The sequence below is a fragment of the Cupriavidus sp. SK-4 genome, assembly GCF_000611125.1.
GTDB lineage: Bacteria > Pseudomonadota > Gammaproteobacteria > Burkholderiales > Burkholderiaceae > Cupriavidus > Cupriavidus necator.
Genome location: NZ_JFJW01000037.1, coordinates 54,882 through 67,023, shown reverse-complemented (window position 1 = coordinate 67,023; position 12,142 = coordinate 54,882). Strand labels below are relative to the sequence as shown.

Annotated in this window: 9 protein-coding genes and 1 pseudogene; 4 read left to right on the top strand and 6 right to left on the bottom strand. The window is 67.2% G+C overall.

What is annotated here, in order from left to right; all coding sequences use genetic code 11:
- From CF68_RS08485 to CF68_RS08470, 4 genes are all read right to left on the bottom strand, one after another.
- Window positions 1–1,106 (bottom strand): efflux RND transporter periplasmic adaptor subunit (locus tag CF68_RS08485; protein ID WP_035817438.1); only part of this gene is annotated, 1,106 nt, incomplete at its 3' end.
- Between the two features lie 259 nt (window positions 1,107–1,365).
- Window positions 1,366–2,004 (bottom strand): MOSC domain-containing protein, encoded by a 639-nt coding sequence (locus CF68_RS08480; protein ID WP_035817436.1) that lies wholly within the window; start codon window positions 2,002–2,004, stop codon window positions 1,366–1,368.
- 165 nt (window positions 2,005–2,169) lie between these two features.
- Entirely contained in the window at window positions 2,170–3,342 is a 1,173-nt protein-coding gene (locus tag CF68_RS08475) for an MFS transporter (protein WP_035817434.1), read from the bottom strand.
- A gap of 226 nt (window positions 3,343–3,568) precedes the next feature.
- Window positions 3,569–4,594: a D-2-hydroxyacid dehydrogenase family protein gene (locus CF68_RS08470; RefSeq protein WP_035817432.1), complete on the bottom strand. Its 1,026-nt coding sequence runs from the start codon at window positions 4,592–4,594 to the stop codon at window positions 3,569–3,571.
- A 460-nt stretch (window positions 4,595–5,054) separates the two neighbouring features.
- Between CF68_RS08470 and CF68_RS08465 the strand changes: the two genes are divergently transcribed.
- Window positions 5,055–6,911: a phosphoenolpyruvate carboxykinase (GTP) gene (locus CF68_RS08465; RefSeq protein WP_035817430.1), complete on the top strand. Its 1,857-nt coding sequence runs from the start codon at window positions 5,055–5,057 to the stop codon at window positions 6,909–6,911.
- A 62-nt stretch (window positions 6,912–6,973) separates the two neighbouring features.
- On the opposite strand, the gene CF68_RS08460 is transcribed toward CF68_RS08465, so the two are convergent.
- A complete protein-coding gene (locus CF68_RS08460; RefSeq protein WP_035817427.1) occupies window positions 6,974–7,648 on the bottom strand; it encodes a response regulator transcription factor in 675 nt (224 codons plus the stop codon).
- Window positions 7,645–9,051, bottom strand: coding sequence for a cache domain-containing protein (locus CF68_RS08455; RefSeq protein WP_035817426.1), 1,407 nt, complete (start codon window positions 9,049–9,051; stop codon window positions 7,645–7,647). The genes CF68_RS08460 and CF68_RS08455 overlap by 4 nt, the downstream gene beginning before the upstream one ends.
- A 405-nt stretch (window positions 9,052–9,456) precedes the next feature.
- Between CF68_RS08455 and CF68_RS08450 the strand changes: the two genes are divergently transcribed.
- The 3 genes and pseudogenes from CF68_RS08450 to CF68_RS38140 form a co-directional block, all read left to right on the top strand.
- A complete protein-coding gene (locus CF68_RS08450) occupies window positions 9,457–11,529 on the top strand; it encodes a carbon starvation CstA family protein (RefSeq protein WP_035817424.1) in 2,073 nt (690 codons plus the stop codon).
- A gap of 14 nt (window positions 11,530–11,543) precedes the next feature.
- On the top strand, window positions 11,544–11,738 hold the full coding sequence (locus CF68_RS08445; protein WP_010811333.1) for a YbdD/YjiX family protein: 195 nt from the start codon (window positions 11,544–11,546) through the stop codon (window positions 11,736–11,738).
- A gap of 223 nt (window positions 11,739–11,961) precedes the next feature.
- Window positions 11,962–12,142: pseudogene (locus CF68_RS38140) on the top strand (hypothetical protein); the annotation flags it as partial.

Genomic DNA, 12,142 nt, shown 5'->3' with positions numbered 1-12,142 from the left:
CCCTCGACCACGGCGGCGGCGGCAGTGGTGGTCACAACCTGCACCGGCACGCGCGCCACCTTGCTGTCGGGCTGTACCACATAGACAAAGCGGCCTTCCGGGCCCGTCACCACCGCCTGCGGCGGCACCGACAGCGCGCCCCTCAGGGTCTGCACCACGGCGTTGACGTTGGCATAGGTGCCCGGCCACAGCCGCTGCTCTTCATTGTCGAACTGCGCCTTGACGCGGATGGTGCCGTACTGCGGATCGACGGTGTTATCCACAAAGGTGATCCTGCCGGTCACCGGCGTCTTGCTGCCGTCGTTGGGCAGCGCGGTGACCTGCACCGGGCCGGCGTGCAGCGCCTCGCGCAGCGCGCCCAGCTGCCGCTCGGGCAGGCTGAAGGTGACGGCAATCGGCTGCACCTGGGCAATGATGACCATCGGCTGTGTGCTGTTGGGCAACACCAGCGAACCCGGGAAGGCGTTGATCACGCCGGTGCGGCCGCTGATGGTGGCGCGGATGGCGCCGTAGCTGACCGCCACGCGGCTGGCGTCGATGGCGGCCTGGTCGGCGCGCACGGTGGCGGCAAAGCCGTCCACCTTGGCCTGGGCCGTGTCGACCGCGCTCTTGGAGATGAAGTTGCGCTGCAGCAGCTCCTGGCTGCGCGCGAGCGTGCGCCGGGCATCGGCCAGGTCAGCCTGGTCGCGCAGCAACTGGGCCTGCGCCTTGGCCAGATTGGCCTCGTCCATGCGGGTATCGAGCGAGAACAGCAGGTCGCCCGGCTTGACCGTCTGGCCTTCCTTGATATGGACGGTGCGCACGGTGCTGGACACCTGCGGGCGCACCTCGACCGTGGACAGCGCGGTGACATTGCCGTTGGCCTTGACCTGCAGCGGCACGTCGCCCTGCTGCACTCGCGCGGTGGACACCACCACGGCTGCCGGCGCCTTGGGCGCCGGCTTGGGCGCAAACCAGGTACGCCAGGCAAACCAGCCCACGCCGGCAATGACCAGCAGCACGGCCACCGCCGCCCACGGCGATACGCGGCCACGCCCGGTTCCGGTGGCCGCCCTCCAGTTGCTGTCGACGAAGCCCTTGGGCTGGTCGATCCTTTCAGATTTCATATTGTGTGGACCCTCTGCACCGCGTCTTCGCGCCACTCCCCGTGATCGCCCGGCTGGTTGTGTCCAGATGTTGCCGGTGCGTGTCGCGCAAAGACTCTACTGATACCGCGCTTCGCCCGCCGGAGCCAGCGCCGCGTATTACAGTCCGTTACAGGGTTGCAAGGGTCTGGTAATGCCCGGCGCCGGCAAACGCCGTCCGGGCCACAGGGGAAGCCGGAGATGTGTTTAGCGGGGCGCTTGTATTGTTAGACAAACATTATCAGAAAAGCTGCCGCCGGCTATCGCGGCGCCACTGATTGACGCTGTCCACCGACAATTCGCGTGGCCCGGCCTGCACAATAACAACATCGCCGGCGCGCACTTCTCCCTTCAGCACCACGCTGAGGTAGACCCCGGAGTAGCCGCTCTGGATCATGTCGCGCACCGCGTGGCGGTAGCCCAGCGCGGCATTGAACTTGTAGCAGGGCTTGCGCGGCGACTCCACCCGCAGCAGGGCCGTGCCCACGCGCACGAGGTCGCCGATCCAGAGGCCGGATTCAAGCAGCCCCTCCAGGGTCAGGTTCTCGCCCATGGCGCCAAACGGCAACGGCGGTCCTGACTCGGGCTGCCCGCAGGCGCGGCGGCGCGCGTTCCACCACGGGTAGTGCTCGAAAGGATAGGCATAGACCGCCTTGTCCAGGCCGCCGTGCACGGTCAGGTCGCCCTGTTCGTCGCCGGCCAGGCCCAGCGGCTGCACCTGTACCCGCAACGGGTGCAACAAGGTGCTGACAGGGTGCTTGCGAATGCCCGACAGCACCACCGCCTCGGTGCCAGCCCCGGCGACCACCAGCGGGATGGCCTTGCCCAGGCTTACCGCCAGCACGCGCGCAAGGCCCGGCCGAGGTCTGGATTCGCTCACGTGCACCCCCGCTTTGTGGTTGTGCTTCCGATTGTGGAAAGGGCTGTGGATAAGCTGCGGATATGCCTGAGGATAACGGGCTGGATAACACTGTGGACAAGTGCTTGGTGCGGTCCCTCACAAGGAACCCGGCGGCGGGGAGCCGCCTCTGGTTTCAGCCTTGCATCACACCTGCTGCGCCGCCTGCGGCCGCTGCCACTGGCAGCCCAGCGCCCGGGCGCGCTGCGATACCGCCAGCGCCACCAGCATCAGCGCCGCCGCGCCCCAGTGCAGCGTATCGGCACCGGCCAGCGTATAGATGGCAGCCCCGGCCATGGCGCCGGCCGCCTGGCCCAGGTAGATCGACGAAGAGTTCAGCGAGATTGACACCGATGCCCGCTCCGGCGCCAGCAGCACCAGCCGCGCCTGCTGCGCGCTGTTGGTGGCAAACCCGCCCACGCCCCACAGCATGAACAGCAACACCAGCGCCACGCTGCCCAGCCCGGCCAGCGGCCACAGCACCATGGCCGTGATCGAGGTCAGCAGCGTGACCTGCACGATCCGGCTGGGCGTGACCCGGTCCATGCGCGACGCCGCCATGGCATTGCCGAACACGCCGCAGGCGCCGTAGGCCAGGAACATCAGGCTGAGCGCGCCACCGCTGATGCCGTACACGTCGCGCATCAGCGGGGCGATATAGGTGAACACGGTGAACATGCCCGCCGACGAGATCATGGTGGTCAGCACCACCAGCATGATCGGCTTGTGGCGCAGCACCGCGCCCCAGGCCTCGCGCCCGGCCGGCGGCACGGTCAGCCCGCGCGGCAGCGCACGCCAGACCGCCGCCGACACCAGCAGCGCCAGGCCACCGACCAGCGCCATGCTGACGCGCCAGCCCAGCGTGCTGGAAATCCACGTGCCCAGCGGCACGCCCACCACGCTGGCGATGCTCCAGCCAAGAAACACAAAGCTGATGGCGCGCCCGCGCGTCTGCGCGTTGACCAGCAGCGGCAGCGTTGCGGCGGTCTGGGGCGTATAGATGGCCGCGCCGATCGCGGTCAGGAAGCGGATCGCCATCAGCGCCGCAAAGCTGGGCGCAAACGCGGCGGCGAGGTGCATGACCCCATAGACCAGCAGCGACCCGGCCAGCAGCAGCCGGCGGTCGATGCGCGAGCCGAGCGTGGCGAACAGCGGGGCGCCGATGCAGGTGGCCAGCGCAAATACCGAGATCAGCTGCCCGGCGCTGGCCGCGCCCAGCCCGAAATCGCCGGCAATGTCGTTCAACATGCCGGTAACGATCATCGCACCGGTGCCAATGACGAAGTTGCCGACGCAGAGCGTCACTAGCCTGGGATCCATGCCGGCCTTGGGAATTGGGATTGGCGCAGGAGGGCGCCTTGTTGTTGTCTGGGCTGCCGCGGGCCGTGGCAGGCCGGGCGGTAAGGGAAGTCCGGAGTGTAGCGGTTTCGTGGAATTCGCGTTTTCCAGAAGAAATGCCCGGCCAGATGTGAAACACCCCTGTCCCGCATGGCGGAACAGGGGTGTCGGGGGCGGGCTGTCCGGAGGCAATCCGGCCGCTGGTGACTCAGCGCGTCAGCACCGGCGCCAGCGCCTTCGGGTTGACGATGCAGTCATGGTTGCCGGCCAGCACGTCCAGGATGTTCTGGAACGCGGTGCGGAAGTACAGCTCGTAGCTGTCGCGCTCCACATAGCCCAGGTGCGGCGTGCAGATGCAGTTTTCCATGCGCAGCAGCGCGTGGCCCTGCAGGATCGGCTCGGATTCGAACACGTCGATCGCCGCCATGCCCGGGCGGCCCCGGTTCAGCGCGGTGACCAGCGCGTTCTCTTCCAGCAGTTCGGCACGGCTGGTGTTGACGAACAGCGCCGTGGGCTTCATCCGGGTCAGGTCAGTCATCTTGACGATGCCGCGGGTGTCGTCATTCAGGCGCAGGTGCATCGACAGCACATCGCTGTCGGCAAACAACTGCTCCTTCGATTCGGCCACGCCCAGCCCGTCGGCACGGGCGCCTTCCAGCGACGCCTCGCGGCCCCAGACCAGCACCTTCATGCCAAAGGCGCGGCCATAGCCGGCCAGCAGCCGGCCGATCTTGCCATAGCCCCAGATCCCCAGGGTCTGGCCGCGCAGCACTTGGCCCAGGCCGAAATTGGGCGGCATCGTCGTCGATTTCAGCCCCGACTGCTGCCAGGCGCCGTGCTTCAGGCTGGCGACATACTGGGGGATGCGGCGCTGGGCGGCCATGATCAGCGCCCAGGTCAGCTCGGCCGGCGCCACCGGCGAACCCACGCCTTCGAGCACGGCCACGCCGCGGTCGGTGCAGGCGTCCAGGTCGATATGGCTGCCGGGGCCGGCGCCGACCCGGCCGGTCTGGCTGATGATCTTGAGTTTGGGCAGTTTTTCAAGCAGTTGCCGGGTGATGCGGGTGCGTTCGCGGATCAGCACCACGGCTTCGACGTCTGACAGGCGTGCGGCCAGCTGGCCCACGCCCTTGACGGTGTTGTTGAACACCTTGACGTCGTGCCCCTCCAGCAAGCTGAAGCAAGGCAGCTTGCGCACGGCATCCTGGTAATCGTCGAGTACGGCAATCTTCATCGGCAACTCTGGTTGTCTAACGGTCTTGTGCCGGTTGGTGCGCGCGGCCACCGAGCCGCGCGCCGGCCAACAGTATTGTTGAGAAATATCGAAAAACCCACGCCGGCCGGTGGCAGCGATTGTTGCATAGCAAAAAACAGGGGGGTGCGCCAGTGGTATCCTTGCCCGTTCCGGTGCCGCCGCGGATTGTCGGTAGAGCCTTGCTCCCGCCACGCGATCGCACCCGGACAAAGTCCGGCCAGCCCGCGCAGCCACCCCTGCGCGCGCGAAGCGCAACTGTAGCGCAGCCGCAGGGACCGCCGCGACCTTTTGCATAAACGGGGCCGCCGCGGAGTTGTAACGGGATGTGTCGATCCGAGTGTGACATCACTCCGGGCGCGTGACGGCCCCATTTGCCCGCTGGACAGGCTTTGCAAGGATTCCTTCCCTTCCTTCCCTTTACGAATCTGGAGTCTGCAGTATGAACCACCCCACGATGCAAGGTACGGCGCCCGTCAATGCGCCGGCCTGGGTCAAGCACCCCAAGCTGGTGGCCTGGGTCGCGGAAATCGCCGCCCTGACCAAGCCTGACAATATCTATTGGTGCGACGGCTCCCAGGAAGAATACGACCGCCTGTGCGAGCAGATGGTCGCCGCCGGCACCATGAAGCGGCTGAACCCGGCCAAGCGCAAGAACTCCTTCCTGGCGCTGTCGGACCCCTCGGACGTGGCGCGGGTGGAAGATCGCACCTTTATCTGCTCTGAAAAGCAGGAAGACGCCGGCCCCACCAACAACTGGACCGAACCCGCCAAGATGCGCCAGACGCTGAACGGCCTGTTCGACGGCTGCATGCGCGGCCGCACGCTGTACGTGGTGCCGTTCTCGATGGGCCCGTTGGGCTCGCCGATCGCCCATATTGGCGTGGAACTGTCCGATTCGCCGTATGTGGCGGTCAATATGCGCATCATGACGCGCATGGGCCGCGCCGTGTACGACGTGCTGGGCACCAACGGCGAGTTCGTGCCGTGCGTGCACACCGTGGGCAAGCCGCTGGCCGCCGGCGAGCAGGACGTGGCCTGGCCGTGCAATCCGACCAAGTACATCGTCCATTTCCCGGAAACGCGCGAGATCTGGTCGTTCGGCTCCGGCTACGGCGGCAACGCTCTGCTGGGCAAGAAGTGCTTTGCGCTGCGTATTGCATCGACCATGGGCCGCGATGAAGGCTGGCTGGCCGAGCACATGCTGATCCTGGGCGTGACCTCGCCCGAGGGCAAGAAGTACCACGTGGCAGCGGCCTTCCCGTCGGCCTGCGGCAAGACCAACTTCGCCATGCTGATCCCGCCCAAGGGTTTCGAGGGCTGGAAGGTCACCACCATCGGCGACGACATCGCCTGGATCAAGCCGGGCCAGGACGGCCGCCTGTACGCCATCAACCCGGAAGCCGGCTACTTCGGCGTGGCCCCGGGCACCAGCGAGAAGACCAACTTCAACGCGATGGCGACGCTCAAGGAAAACGTCATCTTCACCAACGTGGCGCTGACCGACGACGGCGACGTGTGGTGGGAAGGCATGACCAAGGAAGCGCCCGCGCACCTGGTCGACTGGCAGGGCAAGGACTGGACCCCGGAAATCGCCAAGGCCACCGGCGCCAAGGCCGCGCACCCGAACGCCCGCTTCACCGCGCCGGCGTCGCAGTGCCCGTCGATCGACGAGAACTGGGACAACCCGGCCGGCGTACCCATTGATGCGTTCATCTTCGGCGGCCGCCGCTCGACCACAGTGCCGCTGGTGACCGAGGCCCGCAACTGGACCGAAGGCGTCTACATGGCCGCCACCATGGGTTCGGAAACCACCGCCGCGGCCGCCGGCCAGCAGGGCGTGGTGCGCCGCGACCCGTTCGCCATGCTGCCGTTCTGCGGCTACAACATGAGCGACTACTTCGGCCACTGGCTGGAACTTGGCAAGAAGCTGGAAGCCGCGGGCGCGAAACTGCCGAAGATCTACTGCGTCAACTGGTTCCGCAAGGATGCCGACGGCAACTTCGTGTGGCCCGGCTTTGGCGAGAACATGCGCGTGCTGTCGTGGATGATCGACCGCGTGGAGGGCAAGGGGCAGGGCGCCGAGCACGTGTTCGGCACCACCCCGCGCTATGAGGACCTGAACTGGAATGGCGTGGACTTCACGCCGGCGCAGTTCACGAAGGTGACCTCGATCGATCGCGATGCGTGGCAGCAGGAACTGGCGCTGCATGACGAGCTGTTCACCAAGCTGCAGGATCGGCTGCCTCAGGCGCTGGCGGAAGCGCGGGCGGCGCTGGGCAAGCGGCTGGACGGCTGATCGCGCCACGGTTCGCGCAGTTCGCTATCAAGACGCCCGTCTCTGCTGAGACGGGCGTTTTTTTATTCCCTCTCGCTATCCCCCAACGTCTCCACCGCATACTTCACCAGCCCCGCCCGCCCCTCGATCCCAAGCTTGCGCTTCAGGTTCAGCCGGTGCGTCTCCACCGTGCGCACCGACACCCCCAGCTGCGCCGCAATCTCCTTATTGGCCAGGCCACGCCCGATCCCGCGCAGGATATCGCGCTCGCGTGGCGTGAGCGCATCGAGCGGCCCTGCGGCGGGGCTCTGCTCGGCCATGCCGCGTGCAATGCGGGCGCTGTAGAAGACCCGTCCGGCCAGCACGGACTGGATCGCCGCCATCAGCTCGTCGGCGGGCGCGTCCTTGAGCACATAGCCGCGCGCACCGGCACGCACCGCCTGGCGCACGTATTCCAGGTTGTCGTGCATCGACACGATCAGCACCGCCAGCTCCGGATAGCGGTCATGCAGCGCCGCGGCCAGGGCAATGCCGCCCATGCCGCGCATGCCGATATCGGTGATGACCAGGTCGGGCAGCTCGGCGGCACCGGCGCGGTCCAGCCACGCCAACGCGGCCTCGCCGTCGTCGGCTTCGCCCACCACGCGCAGGCCGGGCTGCAGCGCCAGGTGCATGCGCATGCCGTCGCGCACCAGCGCATGGTCGTCGATCAGCAATACGCGGGCGGGCACTTTGGTGGAGTCGGCTCTCTGGGTCATGACGGCGAGGGTCCTGCTGAAACGGGATCGTGCGCAATGGCCGCGGGCCTGGCCAGCGGCAGTGAAGCGACCAGCTGGGTGCCGCCCATACCGGAAACGATGTCGAACTGCCCGCACAGCGCGGCGATGCGCTCGCGCAGGTTGCGCAGGCCGATGCCGCGCTGCGGGTCCTCCTGCATGCGCGCCACGTCGAAGCCATGCCCGTCGTCGCGCACGGTGAGGCGCGTGGCATCGGCATCGAAGGCCAGCGCCACCGCGACCCGGCGCGCGCCGGCATGGCGCTCGACGTTGGTCAAGGCTTCCTGGGCGATGCGGAACAGCGCCGTGGCCTGCTCGTCGGGCAGTTCGCGCGGGGCGCCGCTCTGCGTCACCGCAATCTCCAGTCCGCTGCCGCCCTGCATCTCGCGCGCCAGGTGCTGCAGCGCGGCGTACAGGCCCAGGTCGTCGAGCAAGGCGGGGCGCAGGTTGCGCGCCACGCGGCGCACTTCATTGAAGACGGTATCGAGCCGGTTCAGCGCCATGCCCAGCACCGGCGCCACCGCGGCGCCTTCGGCCGGGGCCAGGCGCAGGCGGTTGGTGGCGGTTTCCAGCACCAGCTTGACCGACACCAGCAGCTGGCTGATGCCGTCGTGCAGCTCGCGCGAGAGCCGGGCGCGCTCTTCTTCCTGCGACTGCACCACGCGCTGCGCCAGCTGGCGCAACTTGGCGTCGGCCTCGCGGTGCTCGCTGACGTTCAGCGCCAGGCCGCTGGCGGCAACCAGCAGGATGCTGATGCCGGCGATCACGCCGATCCAGGCCATGGTCGCGCGGATATCGGTCTCGGCACGCGCATCCAGCTGGCGCAGCGTGCTTTCCACGTCATCCAGGTAGATGCCGGTGCCCACCATCCAGCCCCATTCGGGCACCGCCACCACATAGCCGAGCTTGGGCGCCAGCTGCTGCGACGAGGGTTTTCTCCACAGGTAGCGCACAGCGCCGCCACCGGCCTTGGCCGCGGCGATCAGTTGCTGGATGGTCAGCGCGCCCTGCGGGTCGCGCAGCGTCCACAGGTCCTGGCCGACCAGTTCGGGCTGGCGCGGGTGCATCAGGTTGCGGCCCTGCAGGTCATAGAGGAAGAAGTAGCCGTCGGGGCCGTAGTCCAGCCGCGCGAGTGCCTCCATCGCGGCCTGCCGGGTGGCGGCGTCGGTGCGCCCGGAGCGCACCAGCGGCGCGATCGCGCTCTGCGCCAGTTCTACGTAGTGGCGCAGCTCGGTTTCCTTGCTCTGCAGGTAGGCGGCCTCGACCAGCGCGCGTTCATGCTGCGCGAGCTGCGTGGCCTGGAAGCGCACGGCAAGTGCGATGCCCAGCATGGCGACCGCAAGTGGCGCCACGGCTAGCAACAGGATCTTCTGGCGGAGTTTCATACGAGTGCGGGGGGACCGGGGGTAAACACCGATGCCGCGCAGGCGGCATGCCACCGTCGATTTGCGTAGTACTACGCAGAAGTGCTGCGTAGTTACGCGCTTGTGCGGGGTTTGGCGGGTGTCAATACTACACGCCGAACGCGCCGCCGCCCCAGCAGGGCGCATGCGCGGACGCAGCTGGTGCACCGTCCACACCCGGACGGTGCATCGCCTGCCTGCAAGACGAGATCCGGAAACGACGACACAACCGGGCGCGCAGCAGCTATCCCAGGAGACACCCTCACCGCCGGATTGCCCCCGCTGCCCGCCCTCGGCGCACCCCCGCTGCCGATCCTGCCAGTTGCCTGTTACCAGTCTTTCGCCGCCGCAGGCTATCCATATCCCGGTCTGAGGAGACCCTTCACTATGAATCGCATCGGAGAACACCTGGTGTGGCTGGCTGTCGCCGTCCTTGGCGCGTTTGCCTTCGGCACTGTCGCGCTGGCGCGCGGCGAGGCCGTCAGCGCGCTGTGGATCGTGGTTGCCGCGCTCTGCATCTACCTGATCGCCTACCGCTACTACAGCCGCTTTATCGCCGACAAGGTGATGCAGCTCGATCCCAAACGGATGACGCCGGCCTGGCGCCATAACGACGGCCTGGACTACGTGCCGACCAACAAGGCGGTGCTGTTCGGCCACCACTTCGCCGCGATCGCCGGCGCCGGCCCGCTGGTCGGCCCGGTGCTGGCCGCGCAGATGGGCTATATGCCGGGCATGCTGTGGCTGCTTGCCGGCGTGGTGTTCGCCGGCGCGGTGCAGGACTTCATGGTGCTGTTCATCTCCACGCGCCGCGACGGCCGCTCGCTGGGCGACCTGGTCAAGTCCGAGATGGGCACGATCCCGGGCATGATCGCGCTGTTCGGCTGCTTCATGATCATGGTCATCATCCTGGCGGTGCTGGCGCTGATCGTGGTGAAGGCGCTGGCCGACTCGCCGTGGGGCACGTTCACCGTGGCGGTGACGATTCCCATCGCGCTGTTCATGGGCATCTACACCCGCTATATCCGCCCGGGCCGCATCGGCGAGGTGTCGGTGATCGGCTTCGTGCTGCTGATGCTGGCCATCATCGGCGGCCAGTACGTGCACGAGAGCGCCGTGCTGGCGCCGCTGTTCACCTATGACGGCAAGGCGCTGACGTGGATGCTGATCATCTACGGCTTTGTCGCCGCCGTGCTGCCGGTGTGGCTGCTGCTGGCGCCGCGCGACTACCTGTCGACCTTCCTGAAGATCGGCACCATCATCGCGCTGGCGGTCGGCATCCTGATCGTCGCCCCGGACCTGAAGATGCCGGCCTTCACGCAGTTCGCCCAAGGCGGCGGGCCGGTGTGGTCGGGCAACCTGTTCCCGTTCCTGTTCATCACCATCGCCTGCGGCGCGGTGTCGGGCTTCCACGCGCTGATCTCGTCGGGCACCACGCCCAAGCTGCTTGAGAACGAAACCCACGCGCGCTTTATCGGCTACGGCGCGATGCTGGCTGAATCGTTCGTCGCGATCATGGCACTGGTGGCCGCCTCGGTGATCGAGCCGGGCGTGTACTTCGCCATGAACAGCCCGGCTGCCGTGATCGGCACCACGCCGGAAGCGGTGGCGCACGCGGTCTCGACCTGGGGCTTCGTGATCACGCCGGACGTGCTGGTGCAGACCGCCAAGGACGTCGGCGAGAACACCATCCTCTCGCGCGCCGGCGGCGCACCGACGCTGGCGGTGGGCATCGCCCATATCCTGCACCAGGTGGTGGGCGGCCAGGCCATGATGGCGTTCTGGTACCACTTCGCCATCCTGTTCGAGGCGCTGTTCATCCTGACCGCTGTCGATGCGGGCACCCGCGCCGGCCGCTTCATGCTGCAGGACCTGCTGGGCAGCTTTATCCCGTCGATGCGCAAGACCGACTCGCTGGTCGCCAACCTGACCGCCACCGCGCTGTGCGTGGCGGCCTGGGGCTACTTCCTGTACCAGGGCGTGGTTGATCCGCTGGGCGGCATCAACACGCTGTGGCCGCTGTTTGGCATCTCCAACCAGATGCTGGCCGCGGTGGCGCTGGTGCTGGGCACCTGCGTGCTGGTCAAGATGAAGCGCGGCCAGTACGCCTGGGTCACGCTGGTACCGACCGTGTGGCTGCTGATCTGCACGCTGACCGCCGGCTGGCAGAAGCTGTTCCATGCCGACCCCAAGGTCAGCTTCCTGACCCACGCTGCCAAGTTCAGCGCCGCCATTGCCGAAGGCAAGGTGCTGGCCCCGGCCAAGTCGATGGAGCAGATGCACCGCATCGTCTTCAATGACTACCTGGACGCCGGCCTGTGCGCGCTGTTCATGCTGGTGGTGCTGTCGATCGTGTTCTACGGCTTCAAGACCGCGCTGCAGGCGCGCACCGCGAAGCGCCCGACCGACAAGGAAACGCCGTTCGAGCCGCTGCCGGGCGCCGCCTCGGCCCAGTCCTGATACCGGAGCCCGCCATGCTGGAACAACTCGGAACGATGGGACGCTACCTGGGGCAGTCGCTCAGGCTGATGGTCGGGCTGCCCGATTACCAGACCTACGTGGCCCATATGGAAAGCACCCACCCGGACCGCGAGCCGATGAGCTACGAGGAATTCTTCCGCGAGCGCCAGGAGGCACGCTACGGCGGCGGGCAGGGCAAGTGCTGCTGAACACACGCTGAACGCCGCCGTCCTGCGGGCCGGCGGCATACAAAGCAGACAGGCGATCACATGATCGCCTGTCTTTTTATCAAGTGTTGCGTATTTACCGCGCTTTTGTAATGCACGGATACCGTTTCTGTAGCGGGTTACAGGGCTTTACAGGTAGTTACAGCAAGGGTGCGGCTCCTTCTCTACACTTGCGACACATCATGGCAATTCGAGGAAAAAAGATATGACTCGCCATCCCGTTCGCAACCTGACCATTGCCCTCGCCCTGGCGGCCTGCGCGCTGCCGGCCGTCGCGAGTGACATGAACAACGCCCTGGGCGGTGCACTCGGCGGCGTCGCCGGTGCCGCAGTGGGCGGCGCGCTGGGCGGCAGCACCGGCGCAGTGATCGGTGGTGCAGTGGGCG